The organism is Rahnella ecdela (genome assembly GCF_019049625.1).
GTDB classification, from domain to species: Bacteria; Pseudomonadota; Gammaproteobacteria; order Enterobacterales; family Enterobacteriaceae; genus Rahnella; species Rahnella ecdela.
Window position 1 is genome coordinate 123,705 of the sequence record NZ_JAFMOY010000128.1, and the last position, 17,600, is coordinate 141,304.

15 protein-coding genes and 2 pseudogenes are annotated in these 17,600 nt (G+C 54.8%); 8 read left to right on the forward strand and 9 right to left on the reverse strand.

Going from position 1 to position 17,600, the window contains the following annotated elements; genetic code table 11:
• The first annotated feature begins 59 nt into the window (after positions 1 to 59).
• Complete coding sequence (locus tag J1784_RS15320; RefSeq protein WP_217149949.1) at positions 60 to 599, forward strand: hypothetical protein; 540 nt, start codon at positions 60 to 62, stop codon at positions 597 to 599.
• A 13-nt stretch (positions 600 to 612) separates the two neighbouring features.
• The gene (locus J1784_RS15325) at positions 613 to 1,095 is read left to right on the forward strand and encodes a GNAT family N-acetyltransferase (protein WP_217149950.1); all 483 of its coding nucleotides are present in this window, start codon (positions 613 to 615) and stop codon (positions 1,093 to 1,095) included.
• Here the strand turns inward: J1784_RS15325 and J1784_RS15330 are convergent.
• Together J1784_RS15330 and J1784_RS15335 are read right to left on the reverse strand one after the other, a co-directional pair.
• Complete coding sequence (locus J1784_RS15330) at positions 1,079 to 1,531, reverse strand: GNAT family N-acetyltransferase (RefSeq protein WP_217149951.1); 453 nt, start codon at positions 1,529 to 1,531, stop codon at positions 1,079 to 1,081. The genes J1784_RS15325 and J1784_RS15330 overlap by 17 nt on opposite strands.
• 29 nt (positions 1,532 to 1,560) lie before the next feature.
• Positions 1,561 to 2,127, reverse strand: coding sequence for a helix-turn-helix domain-containing protein (locus J1784_RS15335; RefSeq protein ID WP_217149952.1), 567 nt, complete (start codon positions 2,125 to 2,127; stop codon positions 1,561 to 1,563).
• A gap of 137 nt (positions 2,128 to 2,264) precedes the next feature.
• On the opposite strand from J1784_RS15335, the gene J1784_RS15340 reads away from it, so the two are divergent.
• The 5 genes and pseudogenes from J1784_RS15340 (at position 2,265) to J1784_RS15360 (ending at position 6,952) form a co-directional block, all read left to right on the forward strand.
• A complete protein-coding gene (locus tag J1784_RS15340; RefSeq protein ID WP_217149953.1) occupies positions 2,265 to 3,467 on the forward strand; it encodes a benzoate/H(+) symporter BenE family transporter in 1,203 nt (400 codons plus the stop codon).
• Positions 3,468 to 3,589: 122 nt separating this feature from the next.
• A complete protein-coding gene (idnD, locus tag J1784_RS15345; RefSeq protein WP_217149954.1) occupies positions 3,590 to 4,621 on the forward strand; it encodes an L-idonate 5-dehydrogenase in 1,032 nt (343 codons plus the stop codon).
• 87 nt (positions 4,622 to 4,708) lie between these two features.
• Positions 4,709 to 5,305, forward strand: a complete 597-nt coding sequence (locus J1784_RS15350; protein WP_217149955.1) for a DJ-1/PfpI family protein — start codon at positions 4,709 to 4,711, stop codon at positions 5,303 to 5,305.
• A gap of 143 nt (positions 5,306 to 5,448) precedes the next feature.
• Positions 5,449 to 5,991: pseudogene (locus tag J1784_RS15355) on the forward strand (isochorismatase family protein); the annotation flags it as partial.
• A 47-nt stretch (positions 5,992 to 6,038) separates the two neighbouring features.
• Positions 6,039 to 6,952 (forward strand): annotated as a pseudogene (locus tag J1784_RS15360) (GlxA family transcriptional regulator).
• A gap of 5 nt (positions 6,953 to 6,957) precedes the next feature.
• Here the strand turns inward: J1784_RS15360 and J1784_RS15365 are convergent.
• Entirely contained in the window at positions 6,958 to 7,953 is a 996-nt protein-coding gene (locus J1784_RS15365; protein WP_217149957.1) for an acyltransferase, read from the reverse strand.
• 238 nt (positions 7,954 to 8,191) lie between these two features.
• Between J1784_RS15365 and J1784_RS15370 the strand changes: the two genes are divergently transcribed.
• Positions 8,192 to 9,430 carry an MFS transporter gene (locus tag J1784_RS15370; RefSeq protein WP_217149958.1) on the forward strand — a complete coding sequence of 413 codons (1,239 nt, stop codon included), beginning with the start codon at positions 8,192 to 8,194 and terminating at the stop codon, positions 9,428 to 9,430.
• A gap of 153 nt (positions 9,431 to 9,583) precedes the next feature.
• Here the strand turns inward: J1784_RS15370 and exaC are convergent, their stop codons facing one another.
• The 6 genes from exaC to fdnG form a co-directional block, all read right to left on the reverse strand.
• A complete protein-coding gene (gene exaC, locus J1784_RS15375) occupies positions 9,584 to 11,122 on the reverse strand; it encodes an acetaldehyde dehydrogenase ExaC (protein ID WP_217149959.1) in 1,539 nt (512 codons plus the stop codon).
• A gap of 101 nt (positions 11,123 to 11,223) precedes the next feature.
• Positions 11,224 to 11,865: a glutathione S-transferase gene (locus J1784_RS15380; RefSeq protein WP_217149960.1), complete on the reverse strand. Its 642-nt coding sequence runs from the start codon at positions 11,863 to 11,865 to the stop codon at positions 11,224 to 11,226.
• Between the two features lie 84 nt (positions 11,866 to 11,949).
• On the reverse strand, positions 11,950 to 12,855 hold the full coding sequence (gene fdhE, locus J1784_RS15385; RefSeq protein WP_217149961.1) for a formate dehydrogenase accessory protein FdhE: 906 nt from the start codon (positions 12,853 to 12,855) through the stop codon (positions 11,950 to 11,952).
• Positions 12,852 to 13,511 (reverse strand): formate dehydrogenase cytochrome b556 subunit, encoded by a 660-nt coding sequence (gene fdoI / locus J1784_RS15390; protein WP_217149962.1) that lies wholly within the window; start codon positions 13,509 to 13,511, stop codon positions 12,852 to 12,854. Before fdoI ends, fdhE begins: the two co-directional genes overlap by 4 nt.
• A complete protein-coding gene (gene fdxH, locus J1784_RS15395) occupies positions 13,508 to 14,419 on the reverse strand; it encodes a formate dehydrogenase subunit beta (RefSeq protein ID WP_217149963.1) in 912 nt (303 codons plus the stop codon). Before fdxH ends, fdoI begins: the two co-directional genes overlap by 4 nt.
• A gap of 12 nt (positions 14,420 to 14,431) precedes the next feature.
• Positions 14,432 to 17,479 carry a formate dehydrogenase-N subunit alpha gene (fdnG, locus tag J1784_RS15400; RefSeq protein ID WP_217149964.1) on the reverse strand — a complete coding sequence of 1,016 codons (3,048 nt, stop codon included), beginning with the start codon at positions 17,477 to 17,479 and terminating at the stop codon, positions 14,432 to 14,434.
• Positions 17,480 to 17,600 lie beyond the last annotated feature (121 nt).

Consider the following 17,600-nt stretch of genomic DNA (forward strand, 5'->3'; position numbering starts at 1 on the left):
GCACGTCTCCCTATACTGCTGTTATGTCGGCTGATTCAGCACCTTTTCAGGGAACTCCTATGAAGTCATGGCTCTTACCTCTTTTGCTGCTTGCCCCACTGTGTTCACAGGCGGCGTCCACTCCGAAAGAAATTAAAGCGCGCTTCAGCCAGTTTAAGGTCGGGGATAAGACCATTTGCCTCGATGATGTGACGTATGCGAATAACAACAAAATGAAAGTCATTGAGAATGGCTTTGTGGTGTCGAAGAGAAAAAACGTGCTGATTTATCAGAGCCATACACTGTTTTTGCTCGGCAATGACATCACCGTGAACATCAAGGCGATCATCGAAAGCCGCGCGGGGAAAACCGCTTTCAACAATCAGTTCAAGCAGGCCATGATTCAGGTTGACGGGCTCGACGATCCGGCGCGCGCCAATGAGAAAGCGAAAATCATTCAGTCATTCGAAGACGTCATTTCCGACAAGCATAATGAAACGCCTTACAGCTCCGTGGCGCTGACCGATAAGGGCTACATCATCACGCAGGTCGAAAGCCACTCCACGACCATCAGCGAATGCTATGTCACGCCTTATAAGAAACCGGAAAACAACAAATAATCAGAGGGAAATGATGACCGTTTTAGTACCGATGAGTGCAGCATTTTATCAGGATTTCGCCGAACAGCTGGCGAAGGATTATGCCGAAGAGAATGTGACCGCCGGTCTGTGGCAGGCGGAAACGGCGCTGGAGCGTGCGCGTAGTTCAACACAAAGCGCACTGCCGCAAGGTGTTGATACGCCGGATCAGTTTCTTTTTGAGATCAAAGCCGAAGAGCACGGCGAAACCGCGGGTTATTTATGGTTTTCCAGCGTGGAACGCTATGGCGTGCGCAGTGCGTTCGTGTACGAACTGACGGTGCACCCGCAATTTCGCCGTCAGGGTCATGCGGCGGCGGCATTCAGATTGATGGAAGAACGCCTGCGGGCACAGGGCTGTGTGGCAATCGAACTGAATGTCTTTGCCGGCAATCCCGGTGCGCAGGCGCTGTACGCCAGCCTTGGTTACGTCACGACGAAAATGAATATGCGCAAACCGCTTAGCGTGAATACTTAATAAATTCAGTGAGTTTTCCAATACGATCGTAAAGTTTTCGCGCCGTGTGGTTAGTGGTTTTCGTCGTCCAGTAGACATTGGCTTTGTCGTTCTGGTCGGCGTAAGCGTAAACCGCTTCTATCAGCTTCTGCCCGATTCCCAGTTTTCGCGCGCTGTCATCGACGTATAAATCCTGCAAATAGACCACCTGCTGCATGTGCCAGCCATGCTCGTGATTGATACAGTTCACCAGGCCTACCATTTTCCCTTCATATTCTGCCACATAGCCAAACATGTCGGCATAGTCAGGCTGCGACAAACGCTCGAAAGTATAATCAAATTGCGCCGGATCCAGATCTGACTGGTAAAAATCCAGATAATCACGCCAGAGAATTTCCCAACCTTCGCGGTCAGCAGGCGTTAACGGGCGGATCACTACATCTTGCTGCTGGCTCATCAGGTCATTCTCCTCAGGAAATGAAAACGTTACGGACGCGACTGCGGATAATGTATCAGGTCGTGGAAACGCACGGAATGACCACTTTCGTTGCGGTAAGCATGTGCGCAGTCGGCGGCAAATCGGAGGGCTTCACCAGCGTTCAGCACGCGTGTCACACCGTCTACGGTCAGCGTCAGTTCACCTTCAGTCACAATTACATGCTCAATAACACCGGCCTCGTGCGGCGTGGATTCGCTGCAACCGCCCGGTTCGAGATCGATAACAAACATATCCATCCGCAAAGTCGTGTCATAAGGGAATAACGGCACGACGCGCATCCCTGAGGTTTTGCTGTTAAAGGTGGTCAGTAAACCGTGACGATGCAATGCCGCTGAGTGTTCGGGTGGCGTTTCGAGAAATTCCGAAAACGAGACATTCAGCCCGCTGGCGATTTTCCATAATGTCGCCACGGTAGGACTGGATTCGCCGCGCTCAATCTGACCCAGCATGGCCTTACTGACGCCGGTTTTTTCTGCCGTCTGAGTGAGACTCCAGCCGCGTTCGCTGCGCACGGCCTTTAGCTGGCTGCCAATATGGCGGGTGAGTTCCTGCATTGTGTCTCCTCTGCGACGATGATCGTTCATCGCGATTGTGCGTTATAACGCACAGTGATATCTTGAGCGCATCAGATGTGCGCTATAACGCACATCAGCATACCGCCAGCGTCCGGTAACCCGAAGGATTTTCACAAATGGCCACACGTTTTAGTTTGCAGGATGTCACTTTTTCGGCGGTAATCGCCGGATTTGTTGCGGTGTTAGTCGGTTATACCAGCTCCGCGGCAATTATCTTTCAGGCGGCAGAAGCGGCGGGTGCCAGCGTGGCGCAAATCGGCGGCTGGCTGAGCATGCTGGGCCTGGGAATGGGCGTCACAAGTATTGGCCTTTCGCTTTACTACCGGACGCCCGTAGTGACAGCCTGGTCAACGCCAGGCGCGGCCTTGCTGGTCACCAGCCTGCCAGGCACGTCGCTTAACGAGGCCATCGGTGTGTTTGTTTTTGCCACCGGCCTGATCCTGCTGTGCGGCGTCACCGGTTTATTCGCCAGACTGATGCACTACATTCCACAGGCGCTTTCGGCTGCGATGCTGGGGGGGATTCTGCTGCGTTTCGGGCTGAATGCGTTTACCTCGCTGCAAAGCAATTTCGCCCTCGCGGGCACCATGTGTCTGGTGTATCTTCTGGCGAAACGCGCCCTTCCGCGTTATGCGGTGGTACTCGCGCTGGCGGCCGGGCTGATTGTCGCCGGATTACAGGGAGATATTGCGCTGCATGGCCAGACGCTGACGTTCGCGACTCCGGCATTTGTGATGCCGCATTTCACGCTGTCCTCACTTATCGGCATCGGTATTCCGTTTTTTGTCGTGACGATGGCTTCGCAGAATGCACCGGGGATCGCCACGCTGAAAGCGCACGGCTATCACCTGCCCGTGTCACCGCTGATTTCGTGGACGGCGCTGACGGCGTTAATTCTGGCGCCGTTCGGCGGATTTACCATCTGTATCGCCGCCATTACCGCCGCAATTTGTATGGGCGAGGACATCCATCCTGACCCGAAAAAACGTTATATGGCGGCGGTGGCGGCAGGCATTTTTTATCTGATTGCCGGTGTATTTGGCGGCTCTATCGGCATGATTTTTACCGCGCTGCCGGAGGCGCTTATACACACTATCGCCGGGCTGGCGTTGCTCGGCACCATTGCGGGCAGTTTGTACCGTGCGCTGGAAAACGAACGTCAGCGCGACGCGGCGATTATCACCTTTCTGATCACTGCCTCCGGCGTCACGCTGCTGGGTGTCGGTTCGGCATTCTGGGGGCTGACGGGCGGTGTAATTACGCATCTGATCCTCAGCATTCCGGCGCGAAACCGAGATAAATCCGCCGGGAAAGATTGAGTCCGTTCAAGTTATGGGTAACAGGTTTTCGTAACACGGCACAAAGTGACGGCGATCACATTTTCTGAGTGACAAACCCTCTTTACTGGGCGCAATCAGGCCCTTTAAAGAGCGAGAATTTCATGACTATTGCCACACAATCCTGCGTCGTGACCGGGAAAAAAGACGTCTCGGTGATCGACCAGACCATCGATTACACAGGCCAGGGTACGCTGGTGAAAATCACCCGTGGTGGCATCTGCGGTTCCGACCTGCATTACTACGAACACGGCGCGGTGGGCGATTTCAAAGTACGCGAGGCGATGGTGCTCGGGCATGAAGTGGTTGGTGTGGTGGAGAAATCGGACAACCCAAATTTGCAACCCGGCCAGAAAGTCGCGCTGAACCCAAGCAAGCCCTGCAAAGCCTGTAAATACTGTTTATCGGGCGATGAAAACCAGTGCACCACCATGAAATTCTTCGGCAGTGCGATGTATTTTCCGCACATCAACGGTGCGTTCACGCAGTATAAAATTGTCGACAGCAACCAGTGTATTCCTTACGACAATCAGGTCAGCGACCGTCTGATGGTGTTCGCAGAACCGCTGGCCGTTGCCATTCATGCCGTAAATCAGGCTGGCGATATTCATGGCAAAACCGTGTTTGTTTCCGGCGTCGGCCCGATTGGCTGCTTAATCGTGCTGGCGGCGAAAGCCAAAGGCGCCGCACAAATCGTGGTGACCGACCCGAGCGAACGCTGCCGCACGCTGGCACTGGCGGTTGGCGCAAACAAAGCGCTTGACGCCGCACAAGGCGATTTCAGCGAATATCAGGCAGAGAAAGGCTTCTTCGATGTCTCCTTTGACGCTTCCGGTCACCCTTCTTCTATCCGCCGTTGTCTGGAAGTGACCCGCGCACGCGGCACGCTGGTACAGGTGGGTATGGGGGCGGTAGTGAATGAATTTCCGCTGATGATGCTGATTGCTAAAGAAATTAACTGGGTCGGCAGTTTCCGTTTCACGGAAGAATTCAACACAGCAGTTGAATGGCTGGCGAATAAAACCGTCGATCCGATGCCGTTACTTTCAGCCGAATTCCCGCAGGAAAGTCTGGTGGAAGCACTGGATTACGCGATGGATAAATCCAAAGCATCGAAAGTGCAGCTGGTTTTCTAGTTCAGTCTGCAACGACACTCACAATATTAAAACGCCGTTTCATTTTATGATGTCCTCTGATTTTTATCCTCAGAGGACATTTGCATTATGGTAAAGGACAACGCGAAAAAGCAGGTAGCACTGCTGCTGGCGGACGGATTTGAAGAAGGCGAAGCGGTGATTGTGCTCGATATTCTCGAGCGGCTGGAAATTCAGGTCACTACGCTGGCCTGCCAGAAAAGCCTGGCGCTGCGCACGTATCACGGTATTCAGATGCAGGCCAACGAATTGCTTTCCGCACAGGGCGACCGTTTATTCGATGCCGTCGTCATGCCCGGCGGGCCGGAAGGTTCAGTGGCGCTGGCGGCCAGCAAAGAGGTGGTGGAATTTGTCCGGCGTCATGATGAAGCCGGTAAACTGATTTGCCCGCTGTGCTCCGCCGCCGCGCGCGTGCTGGGCGGAAACGGGCTGCTGAAAGGCCGTCGCTACGTGTGTTCCGGTGATTTATACCAAGACGTGAAAGACGGTGTTTACGTCAATCAGTCCTTTGTTGAAGATGGCAATTTACTCAGCGGTAAAGGATTAGGGCTGGCATTCGATTTTGCTTTCCAGCTGGCGTACCGCCTGACCGGTGACGCTGAAACCACCAATTTCCAGGCCGATCATATCGATTACCACCACTGGCGTGCCGACCAGAAACTCTGATCAAAATGCGGTGATTAAAACGCTGAACTTCCGGCGGATGACGAAGGTCGTCCGCCACTGTCAGTATCATGTCCGTTTTTGGCATTCTTCTCATCTCAATTCAGGCGCACACTGACTTCACACTCATCAGATGGAGTCCGAAAATGACACACTGTGCCCTGTTGAACATCGATGTTCAGCGTTCCTTCGAACAAAAAGATTTCTGGCAGCAGGATGATTTACCGGCTTTCAGCGCAGCATTAACCCGCCTGATCGACGGCTGTCAGGCTCGTAACGTACCGGTCATCGACGTATTTCACGTCAATCCTGAAGGCGTGTTTTCGCTGGATTCCGGTCTGGTAACGCCAATGTCTTTTCTCAGTCATCAGCCGCAACATGTGGTGCATAAACACGTCCACAATTCCCTGACCGAATCCGGCCTCGACGGCTGGCTGCGTGAAAACGGCATCACGCATCTGATCATCGCCGGAATGCGCACCGAACAGTGCTGCGAAACCACGGCGCGCGTGGCGTCAGATCTGGGCTATTCCGTGACCTTTGTGACCGAAGCGACACTGACTTTCCCGATGACCCACGCCAGCGGCGTCACGCTGAGCGCGCAGGACATCAAACTGCGCACCGAACTGGTTCTCGCTGACCGCTTTGCCACCGTCACCGACGTATCCGGTGCGCTGGCGCAACTCGACCGCGCTGTGTGAAGATAGCGTTTTCCCCTGCGGACGGATGAAACATTATGCAGCGAAAAGTCTACTTTGTGACGCTCCCCGGCGTGATGTCGTTAGACCTGACCGGTCCGGCGGAAGCGCTGCGCCTGAGCGGGCAATTCCATCTGCATTACATCGGGCCGCAGGCGGAAGTCATGATGTCGACCGGCCTGACGGTCAGCCATTTGCAGCCATTGCCTGAGAGCCTGCCCGCAGGCAGTATTCTGATCATGCCGGGCGTGGCGGAATCCGCCGAGAACTTTGCCTCGCCAGTTGCCCAAACGGCCTGCGACTGGCTGCATCAGCAAAAAAGCGCGATTGAAGCGGGGAGTTTAACGCTGGTGTGTATCTGCTCCGGCAGTCTGCTGGCGGGTAAAGCCGGGCTGCTCGACGGCTATCAGTGCACCACGCACCACGATGTGATCGACCGCTTACGCCAGCAGGTGCCCGCCGCGCAGGTAAAAGATAACCGGATATTTGTCGAAGACCGTTTTGTGCTGACCAGTGCGGGCATCAGCGCCGGTATCGATCTGGCGCTACATCTGATCGCCACGCATTCAGGGCCGCAAGCCGCACTGGATGTCGCCCGCGAAATGGTGGTGTATTTCCGCCGTGGCGGCGATGATCCGCAACTTTCCCCGTGGCTGCGTTATCGCAATCACCTGCATCCCGCCGTACACCGCGCGCAAAACCTGATGGCCGCCGAGCCCGAATCTGCCTGGCAGTGGAAGATGTCGCCGCCAGAGCACACGTCAGTAGCCGCCACCTCACCCGCTTATTCCGCCAGCATCTGGGCATCAGCGTGCGCGATTACCATGAACAACTGCGCATCGCCGTCGCACAGCAACGCCTGCAACAAGGCGCGGGTATCGAAAAAGCCGCCCTCGCCGCCGGATTCTCATCGGCAAGGCAATTCAGACGGGCGCAGGAACGGTGGGGATAAATCGTTCAACTCACCCAATTCCGCCGGTCTATTTTCCCCAGCCCCATCGCCAGTAATAAACCCCCGCCCAGACCGCAGGCAAACAGATACGCGACGTTCAGCAGCGGGTATTGCGGGAAATCGAGATGCTGGCTGCGCAGGCCGATGATGATCAAGGCATGAAAACCGTAGATCGCCAGCGAATGGCGGGAGATCAGCGCAAATCCGGGCAGAATACGTTGCGCCACCGCGTTTTTGAAAACCACAAATAGTGACATGGCGGAGATAAATACCAGCGGGCCGCTGTAGACGTAGAAAGTGTCGGCGAAATTTTGGTTTATCTGCATCTGCCGGTAGGTGCCCGTAGCAATCGCCAGCGTGCTGAGAATGAATGTAACGCTGGCGGCCAGCGTAATCGGGGTTTTTTCGGTATTAAGCTGGCTGATAGCACGCCCCATCAGGGCATACAGCACGTAATAAAACGTATCGCCGCCAATGTACAGATCAAGCGGCAGCAGATGGATTTTCTGCCACGTCACGGCAGGTAGCTGCGGATTCGCCAGCACGCCTAGCAGCATTCCGGCGATCAGCAGGTATCTGCCGGACACGGCTTTGACATTAATCAGCGGGGAAAGCAGGTAAATCACGATAATCGCGTAAAAGAACCAAAGATGATAAAACACCGGCTTTTCCAGAATCAGGCGCAAAGAAGGCCAAAATCCGATTTTTGTCATCGTGAGAATATAGAGCAGCGAGACGGTACTGTAGAACAACAGGCATAAAGTGACGCGAAGGAAATGCCGTTTCTGCGCGCTCTTTTCGCCAAAAAACAGCGCACCGGAAATCATAAAGAACAGCGGCACACAGACACGCGAAGCCGAATTGAGCAGATTGGCGACGGTCCATTCAGCGGTATGAACCGCAGCGAAATTGACCACCAGCGACGTACTGGCGTGGATAGCCACCACCATTATGCAGGCGAGCGCGCGCAGATTATCGATCCAGCAGATTTTTTGGCTCATTACCTGCGAATTCCTTCTTTATGTGGGTCTCTTTGCAGCGTAGCGAGCTTTTACGCGGCTAACAAGGCAAAAGCGCCGATCTCAGATTGTGCTGAACATAAATCAGAAGATTGCGTTGCGCTCAAATTATCGGCAAAATAGCCGATATTGCTGCCTCGCTTGCGAAACCCGCCCGGACAGTCTCTTATTTTCTGCTAATTTTCAAACAATTAGCCTTACGCCTGTGAAATAACTAAAAATGCATAATTCTCCAAATACTGCGTCCCTTTTGGGTCGGCAGGCACTTTTGTTCCCTCTGTGTCTGGTACTTTTCGAGTTCGCGACCTATATCGGTAACGATATGATCCAACCGGGTATGCTGGCCGTCGTGGCTAATTTCAATGCCGGGGAAGAATGGGTGCCGACATCCATGACCGCCTATCTTGCTGGCGGGATGTTCCTGCAATGGCTGCTCGGGCCGTTGTCAGACCGCCGCGGGCGTCGTCCGGTACTGCTGACCGGCGTGACCTTTTTCATCATCACCTGTCTGGCGATTTTGTTCGTACAAAATATCGAACAGTTCATGGTGATGCGTTTCCTTCAGGGGATCAGCCTGTGCTTTATCGGCGCCGTCGGGTATGCCGCGATACAGGAATCCTTTGAAGAATCGGTGTGTATCAAGATTACCGCCATGATGGCCAACGTCGCGCTGATTGCACCTCTGCTCGGCCCGCTGGCCGGTGCGGCGCTGATCCACGTCGCGCCGTGGCAGCTGATGTTTGTAATATTTGCCGTGCTCGCCGCCATTGCGCTGTGGGGTTTGTGGAAATCCATGCCGGAAACGGCTTCCCGCCTCGGTGAACCGTTCTCCATGCCCAGCCTGCTGCGTGATTACAAACATGTGCTGAATAACCGTCAGTTCGTGTGTGGCGCGCTGGCGATTGGTTTTGCCAGCCTGCCGCTGCTGACATGGATTGCCCAGTCGCCGGTCATTTTAATCAGCGGCGAAGGCTTAGCGGCCTACGATTACGGCATGCTGCAGGTGCCTATTTTCGGCGCGCTGATTATCGGCAACATGACGCTCGCGCGCCTGACCGGCAAACGCACGGTCGAATATCTGATTAAGCTGGGCGCAGGCCCGATGGTCGTCGGTTTGCTGGTAGCCGCCGTGGCCACGCTGTTTTCCGCGCACGCGTATCTGTGGATGACCGCCGGTCTGAGCCTGTATGCCTTCGGAATTGGTGTGGCCAACGCCGGTTTGTACCGCCTGACGCTGTTCTCCAGCGACATGAGCAAAGGCACGGTTTCTGCTGCAATGGGTGTGATCAGCATGATGATTTTCACGCTGGGAATTGAGCTGGCAAAAGTGGCTTACGTCGAAGGCGGAGCGGGCATGTTTAACATGTTCAATCTGTTCAGCGGCCTTGCGTGGCTGGCGCTGGTGGTGGTTTTCCTGCGTAGCCGTCAGGTGGTATTGCCGCCAAATAGCGTAGTTTAATACTAAAACGCCAATAACGCCGATGCCGGGGCGTTATTGGCGCAGGGAGTTTGGACACGGACTGCACGGAAGAACCGGAGCGTACACAGAGTACGTGAGGATTCTGAGTACTGCCCGGGTTCAAAATACCAAGTAAAATAGCCCCATTAAAACTTAGAATAACCCCATCGGTTTACTCGAATAAGAAACGAGTAAACATTTCGTTTGCTGATAGTGATCCAGCATCATCTTGTGGGTTTCGCGCCCGATACCGGACTGTTTGTAGCCGCCGAACGCCGCATGCGCCGGATAGGCGTGGTAACAGTTGGTCCAGACACGACCGGCCTGAATGTTGCGCCCCATGTGATAGGCCACGTTGCAATCGCGGCTCCAGACGCCCGCCCCCAGTCCGTACGCCGTATCGTTGGCGATTTGCAGCGCCTCATTCATATCTTTAAACGTGGTCACTGCCAGCACCGGTCCGAAGATTTCTTCCTGGAAAACGCGCATGTTGTTTTTACCCAGCAGAATGGTCGGCTGCAGGTAATAACCGTCGTTCAGTGTGCCTTCGAGTTTTTTCTTCGCGCCGCCGGTGAGCACTTCCGCGCCCTCTTTTTTACCAATTTCGATATAATCCAGAATAGTTTTCATCTGACCGGCAGAGACCTGAGCGCCCATCTGCGTTTCCATATCCAGCGGATTACCGGTTTTTATCGCCTCAACGCGTTTAATGGCGCGTTCCATAAAGCGTTCGTAGATAGATTCCTGCACCAGCGCGCGGCTCGGACAGGTACAAACCTCGCCCTGATTGAAGGCAAACAGCGCGAAGCCTTCCAGCGCTTTGTCGAAGAACTCATCTTCTTTGTCCATCACATCCGCAAAGAAGATATTTGGGGATTTACCGCCCAGTTCCAGCGTCGCCGGGATCAGGTTTTGTGCGGCATATCCTGCGATTTGCTGGCCGACTTCAGTCGAACCGGTAAAGGCCACTTTGGCGATGCGTTTAGACGTCGCCAGATATTCACCGATTTCTCCGCCTGCACCATTAACCACATTGATGACGCCCGCAGGCAGAATGTCCTGCACCAGTTCCATCAGCAGCAGAACAGAAAGCGGGGTCAGTTTTGCCGGTTTGAGCACGATGCAGTTACCTGCCGCCAGCGCCGGTGCCATTTTCCAGCAGGCCATCAGCAGCGGGAAGTTCCACGGGATGATTTGCGCCACCACGCCCAGCGGTTCGTGGAAGTGATAGGCGACAGTTTCGCTGTCGATTTCGCTGATCCCGCCTTCCTGCGCACGTACGCAGGACGCGAAATAGCGGAAGTGGTCGATGGCTAAAGGCACATCTGCGCCACTGGTTTCGCGGATAGGTTTACCGTTATCCCAGGTTTCGGCATTTGCCAGCAATTCGAGGTTTTGTTCCATACGATCGGCGACTTTAAGCAACAGGTTTGCCCGCTGCTGTACCGGCATTTTGCCCCAGTCGTCTTTGGCTTTATGGGCGGCATCCAGCGCCAGTTCAACGTCATCGGTGCTGGAACTGGCGACTTTACACAGCACTTCACCGGTGACCGGCGTCAGGTTGTCGTAATACCCTTTTTTCACCGGCGCGACCCATTCACCCCCAATGAAATTGTCGTATTGTTTTTTGAGTTTGAGCGGGAAACCGTATTCTTCCGGTTTGACGGCATGAGGGTTTTTATCATAAGCCATGATGGAACTCCTTTATGCAGCAGGTTTTAGCAGAGCGCTGCATAAAGTTTAGGCAGTGAAAATCTAACCGGCGGGATGTAAAGAGAACTCTTCGAGCGGCTTCACACCTTTTTTGCTGCAACGCTGGCGTTACCGCTTCCAGGTGGCGTCGTGCGCGCAAAACTCTCCCGCTGGAACAGGCGTTCAACCAGTTTTATCAGCTCGGGATGTTCGACACACCAGCCTGGCGCAATACGCCTGAAGTTGATGTACCCCAGACAGCAGGCGACGGCGATATCGGCCACGTTGAGGCTTTCAGAATTGAGCAGCGTACGGCTGGCCGCATGTTTTTCCAGTGCATCCAGCCCGCGCAGCAGCTTTTCCCGCTGACGCAAAATCCACGCTTCATTTCGCTTATCGGCATCGCGGCGGCCTTCCAACACTAATGCCACAGCGGCATCCGTCACGCCATCGGCCAGTGCTTCGATTTGCTTAACCCGCAAAGCTTCCAGCGGCTGCCACGGCAACAGCGTCGGCGCGACATTCATCAGCTCAATGAACTGCACAATAATCGGGGAATCATAGAAAATTTCGCCATCGTCGGCGACCAGCGCGGGGACTTTACCGAGAGGATTGAACTGCGTGATTTTGCAGCCCGGTTCATGAGGGGTATCGTTGATGAAATCAAAGGGGATGCCTTTTTCCAGCAACATCACCGAAATTTTGCGCACATACGGGCTGGTATAACTGCCGATCAACTTCATCAGACCCTCCTGTTTTCGCCGGAACCTCTTTTAAAGCTAGCAGCCGTGCCGGGGTTTACCAGTTACGGCTGCCAGATTTACAGGTTATTGCGCGGGAAACAGGAACGGGTTAATCCCGCTGCCAGACAAGCCTTTATCTTCCATGCGGTCATCGAGCAGCAGCGTCGCCAGGTCGTCGGCAACGGCGTCTGCCTGCGGATCTTTATCCTGATAAATCAGTTTCAGGTACGCGCCGCAATCATCACAGGATTCCGCTTTTACCGTTGCCTGTTCGTCGTCGATGGACCAAAGATTGAGATGTTCCATCTCATCGCAGTTACTGCATTTCGCGCGCACCACGTGCCATTCACTTTCGCAAAGATTGCAGTGCAGATAACGCAGACCGCTGGCCGCTATCACCGCAGAAACCGGAATACTGCCGCAAACCGGACAGAACTGGCGGTTTTCGCCGTAATCCGCACGCCCGACGCCCCGCAGTTGCGCCGCCATCTGCACCCAGTACAGGGACAACGCCGCCCAGATAAACGGTGCTTTGTCGGCGGGAACGTGTTTGAAATCCTGGCATAGCAGTTCTGTCGCCATCATTTCACGCTGAAGGTTCGGGGAGTGTTCAAGACGTTCCAGCACCGCACGCACCGGCTCAGAAGCCTCCGGTTTGAGGACAGCAATCAGCGCGTCCAGCAGTCTCAGCCAGTGCGACGTACGCGGGTAAAGACTGCAATCGAGCGGCGGTTTACCGGCGGCTTTTTGCAATTCGGCGCTCAGATCGATTTCGAGCGGGAATGTCTCAAGCACCTGCTGCTGCGCATCACAAATCGTGGCGGCAAAGTTCAGATACCCGTCGAGCGGGCTGTCTTCTGCCAGTTTTTTCAGGCGATCGGCACGGTTCTGGTAGAGCGTTTTCAGGTTAGCGAACAGTACCGGCGGAATGTCTCCCGCCGTTTTTTTACCGTCAGCCAGTAAGTCCTGCGCAACTATCTGGATGCTCATCCGGCTTTCCTCCCGCTCTCGTCTTGTTCTTTTTTCTGCTCTTCATCGCGCACCTGACGATACCAGCGCGGATGGTGATACTTCGCCCATGACACCGGTACTTTGCCGCCGGTCATCGCGTCAATAGAGCCTTTCGCCCAGGTCGCGGCGTAGATGTGCATGATGATCACCAGAATCAGCCCGATACCGGCCAGCGAATGCACCAGCAGCGCCAGACGGATCAGCGGGATCGGGAAGTAATCCGCAAACCACGGACGCCAGATAATGACGCCACTGGCCATCAGCAGAACCAGACAGCTGATCGCCGCCCAGAACACGCATTTCTGACCAAAGTTATAGCGGCCGGTGTCACCGACTTCATGGTTGGTCAGCACTTTGCCGATGTTTTTCGCCCACACGATGTCGTCTTTTTCCGGCAGATTGTGTTTCCAGTAACGGAAAAACATGCCGAGGAAAGAGACGAACATCACCACGCCGAAGAACGGGTGCAGAATGCGCGCCATTTGCGGGGTGCCGTACACGTTCATCAGCCAGTTAAACGATGGGAAAAAGAAGCCGATACCGCTCAGTGCGAGCGTCACAAAACAAAAGGCAACAATCCAGTGATTGAGGCGTTCCGCCAGGTTATAGCGCTGGATTAACTTCTCTTTTTTCATGGCCGTTTCTCCTCATCGTCATGTTTATCTTCTCCTTGCGCATGCTCTTCCTCTTTGACGTAATTCGGCCCCACGCCGAGGAAATGGAAGGCCGCCGCCGCAAAGGTCACCGCGAAGCCCACTGCGGCCAGCGGTTTCCAGACACCTTTCCATAAAGTGACCGCCGCGCTGATCGCCGGATCTTTCGGCAGCCCGTGATACAGCTGCGGGTTGTCGGCGTGATGCAGCACGTACATCACGTGCGTGCCGCCGACGCCCTGCGGATCGTACAAACCGGCGTGTTCAAATCCGCGGCCTTTCAGCTCGCTGACGCGTTCTGCGGCTAAATCCTGCATCGCGGTTTTGGTGCCGAAATGGATTGCACCGGTCGGACAGGTTTTCACGCAAGCCGGTTCCTGACCGACGCTCACGCGGTCAACGCACAGTGTGCATTTATAGGCACGGTTATCCTGTTTGTTGATGCGCGGAACGTTGAACGGACAACCGGCGATGCAGTAACCGCAGCCGATGCAATGTTCCGACTGAAAATCGACGATGCCATTGGCGTATTGCAAAATCGCGCCTTCCGCCGGACAGGCTTTCAGACAGCCCGGATCGGCACAGTGCATGCAGCCGTCTTTGCGGATCAGCCATTCCAGCTTGCCGTTTTGTTCCACTTCTGAGAAACGCATCACCGTCCAGGATTTCGCACTGAGATCCAGCGGATTGTCGTAAACGCCGGTATTAATCCCGACTTCATCGCGCAGGTCGTTCCATTCGGAACAGGCGACCTGACAGCCTTTACAGCTGATGCAGGTGGTGACGTCGATGAGTTTCGCCACTTCCTGCTGATGGTCACGGGCGCGCGGCGCTGGCGTGAATCCGTTGGTTGCGGACTTACGAAGTATGTCCTGTGATTGCATTGCCATAATTCGCCTCCGTTAGACCTTTTCCACGTTAACCAGGAACGCCTTGAACTCCGGCGTTTGCGAGTTAGCATCGCCGACTGACGGCGTCAGCGTGTTGGCTAAGTAGCCCTTACGCGTCGCGCCTTCAAAGCCCCAGTGGCAAGGAATGCCAATGGTATCGACGTGTTTACCGTCGATGGTCAGCGGCCGGATGCGTTTGGTCACCACGGCTTTCGCCACGATGAATCCGCGCTTCGAGGAGACTTTCACCTCATCGCCCTGCGCAATGTCTTTCGAGGCGGCCAGAGCTTCGCCGATCTCGATAAACTGCTCAGGCTGAGCGATGGCATTCAGTAACGCGTGTTTGGTCCAATGGCGGAATAATTCGGTGATCGAATAAGTGGTCGCCACATACGGGAAATCTTTGGCGGTGCCCATATTTGGCAGATCGCTGGCAAAAATACGCGCGACCGGATTTGAGATAACGTTCGGGTGCAGCGGATTGGTGCCAATCGGCGATTCAATCGGTTCGTAATGCTCAGGGAACGGGCCGTCGGCCATTTTGTCGGTGGAGAATAAACGCCCGACACCTTCCTGTTGCATGATGAACGGCCCGACGCCGGAACCCGGCGCTGCGGCGCTGTAATCCGGGACATCAAAGCCGGTCCATTTCGCGCCATCCCAGCGGATGATTTCGCGTTTCGGATCCCAGGGTTTGCCCTGCGGGTCAGCGGAGGCGCGGTTATACAGAATGCGGCGGTTGAGCGGCCAGCACCATGCCCAGCCTGACGTGCAGCCGAGACCGGAGGGATCGGCGTTATCACGGCGCGCCATCTGGTTACCGGCTTCTGTCCAGCTACCGGCGTAAATCCAGCAGAAACTGGCGGTGCTGCCGTCGTTTTTAAGATGCGCAAAGGTCGAGAGCTGCTGACCTTTTTTCGCCAGCAGATTGCCCTGATCGTCATGGATATCAGCCAGCGCTTTGCCGTTGGCTTCGCGGGCGATTTCTTCCGGCAGCGGGTCGAGCGGATCCTGATAATCCCACGCCATATTCATCACCGGCAGCGGATTCGCGCCGCCTTCTTTCTGGTACAGCTCGCGCAGTTTCATAAACAGGCGCGCGATAATTTTGCCGTCGTGCAGCGCTTCACCTGGTGGTTCAGAGGCCTGAAAATGCCATTGCAGCCAGCGAGCGGAGTTCACAATCGAACCGTTTTCTTCAGCAAAACAGGAAGATGGCAGGCGGAACACTTCGGTCTGAATATCGGCGGTCGGCACGTCGTTCATCGCGCCGTGGTTTTGCCAGAAGTTCGAGGACTCGGTCACCAGCGGGTCAATCACCACCATATATTTCAGTTTTGAAAGCGCGCGCGAAGACTTGTTTTTGTCCGGAAACGCCGCCAGCGGGTTGAAGCCCTGCACGATGTAACCGTTCATTTTGCCTTCGGTCATCAGCTCGGCCTGTTGCATCACGTCGTAGCTTTTGTCCCATTTTGGCAACCAGTCAAAGCCCCAGTCGTTCTCTGCCGTGGCATGATCACCCCAGAAGCTTTTCATCATGCTGACGAAGAAGTTCGGCGTGTTTTTCCAGAAGTTCACCTGTCCGTCCACCAGCGTCGGCGGCGTAATCTGTTGCAGATAATCGGTAAAGTTGGTCTGTTTTTCGGAAGGCAAAGGCATATAGCCCGGCAGGTTCAGCGACAGCAAACCGAGGTCGGTATAACCCTGAATATTGGAGTGTCCCCGCAGGGCATTCACGCCGCCGCCAGGCATACCAATGTTGCCGAGCAGCAATTGGATCATCGCCGCACAGCGGATGGTTTGCGCGCCGCCGGTGTGATGCGTCCAGCCCAGTGCGTACATAATGGTCGAGGTTTTATCGCGCGCGCAGGTTTGTGCCAAAATGGAGCTTATCAGCAGGAAATCTTCTTTCGAGGTGCCGCACAGGCGCTCCACCAGTTCCGGCGTGTAACGGGAAACATGCTCTTTCAGCAGATTCCAGACACAGCGCGGGTCCTGTAAGGTTTTGTCCTGCTTCGCCAGGCCTTTTTCATCCAGCTGATAGTGCCAGCTGTCTTTGTTGTAGGATTTTTTCGTCGCATCGAAGCCGCTGAACAGGCCGTCGTTGAAAGCATAATCTTCCCGCACCAGCAGGCTGGCGTTGGTGTATTCCCTGACGTATTCGGTCTGAATTTTATTATGCGTAATCAGGTAGTTGATCATGCCGAGCAGGAAGGCAGTGTCCGAACCAGCACGGATCGGCGCGTAAATATCAGCCACGGCGGCGCTGCGGTTGAAACGCGGATCGACGACGATGACTTTAGCGTTATTTTTAGTTTTCGCCTCAATCACCCATTTGAATCCGACCGGATGCGCTTCTGCCGCATTTCCGCCCATAATCAAAATGACATTGGCGTTTTTGATGTCCACCCAGTTATTGGTCATCGCGCCCCGACCAAAGCTTGGGGCTAATGCCGCGACCGTCGGGCCATGACAAAGACGGGCCTGGCAGTCGATCGCTACCATACCCAGCGCGCGGGTGAATTTCTGATCCAGCAGGCCGGTTTCATTACTGGCCGCAGATGAGCACAACATGCCGGTGGTCAGCCAGCGGTTAACAGTGACGTTATTTTCATTTTTCTCAACGAAGTTGGCGTCGCGGTCATCTTTCATCAGACGGGCGATACGGGAAATCGCCTCATCCCAGCTCAGTCGCTGCCATTTATCGGAGCCGGGCGCGCGGTACTCCGGATATCTCAGACGGCCTTCGCTGTGGATGTAATCCAGCACACCTGCGCCTTTCGGGCACAACGAGCCACGACTGACCGGATGATCGGCGTCACCCTCTACGTGGAAGATATTTTCAGAGACGTTTTTCGCGCCGTCGCCCTGGCTGTAAATCAGCATGCCGCAACCGACTGAGCAGTAAGTACAGTTGTTGCGGGTTTCACGGGAGCGAAGCAGCTTATATTGGCGGGTTTCCGCCAGCGCCATTGTGGGAGTAAATCCTAATAATGCCGCTGTAGTGCCGGCCATACCGCCCGCACATATCTTGAATAATTGTCTTCTGCTGACTTGCATGAAAGACTCCTTCCCATCATTTGTTAACACATTGCTTTCAAATTGGCGCTTTCCGACGCAGATGCGGAAGCGGTAAAATTAAAGCCGAGTATCCATAGTTTTTGTACGGCTTATGTAGCCG

Excerpts from the sequence above, each read along its gene's own strand:
- J1784_RS15320 (WP_217149949.1), top strand. The coding sequence starts at position 60 with ATGAAGTCATGGCTCTTACCTCTTTTGCTGCTTGCCCCACTGTGTTCA.
- J1784_RS15325 (WP_217149950.1), top strand. The coding sequence starts at position 613 with ATGACCGTTTTAGTACCGATGAGTGCAGCATTTTATCAGGATTTCGCC.
- J1784_RS15330 (WP_217149951.1), bottom strand. The coding sequence starts at position 1,531 with ATGAGCCAGCAGCAAGATGTAGTGATCCGCCCGTTAACGCCTGCTGAC.
- J1784_RS15335 (WP_217149952.1), bottom strand. The coding sequence starts at position 2,127 with ATGCAGGAACTCACCCGCCATATTGGCAGCCAGCTAAAGGCCGTGCGC.
- J1784_RS15340 (WP_217149953.1), top strand. The coding sequence starts at position 2,265 with ATGGCCACACGTTTTAGTTTGCAGGATGTCACTTTTTCGGCGGTAATC.
- idnD (WP_217149954.1), top strand. The coding sequence starts at position 3,590 with ATGACTATTGCCACACAATCCTGCGTCGTGACCGGGAAAAAAGACGTC.
- J1784_RS15350 (WP_217149955.1), top strand. The coding sequence starts at position 4,709 with ATGGTAAAGGACAACGCGAAAAAGCAGGTAGCACTGCTGCTGGCGGAC.
- J1784_RS15365 (WP_217149957.1), bottom strand. The coding sequence starts at position 7,953 with ATGAGCCAAAAAATCTGCTGGATCGATAATCTGCGCGCGCTCGCCTGC.
- J1784_RS15370 (WP_217149958.1), top strand. The coding sequence starts at position 8,192 with ATGCATAATTCTCCAAATACTGCGTCCCTTTTGGGTCGGCAGGCACTT.
- exaC (WP_217149959.1), bottom strand. The coding sequence starts at position 11,122 with ATGGCTTATGATAAAAACCCTCATGCCGTCAAACCGGAAGAATACGGT.
- J1784_RS15380 (WP_217149960.1), bottom strand. The coding sequence starts at position 11,865 with ATGAAGTTGATCGGCAGTTATACCAGCCCGTATGTGCGCAAAATTTCG.
- fdhE (WP_217149961.1), bottom strand. The coding sequence starts at position 12,855 with ATGAGCATCCAGATAGTTGCGCAGGACTTACTGGCTGACGGTAAAAAA.
- fdoI (WP_217149962.1), bottom strand. The coding sequence starts at position 13,511 with ATGAAAAAAGAGAAGTTAATCCAGCGCTATAACCTGGCGGAACGCCTC.
- fdxH (WP_217149963.1), bottom strand. The coding sequence starts at position 14,419 with ATGGCAATGCAATCACAGGACATACTTCGTAAGTCCGCAACCAACGGA.
- fdnG (WP_217149964.1), bottom strand. The coding sequence starts at position 17,479 with ATGCAAGTCAGCAGAAGACAATTATTCAAGATATGTGCGGGCGGTATG.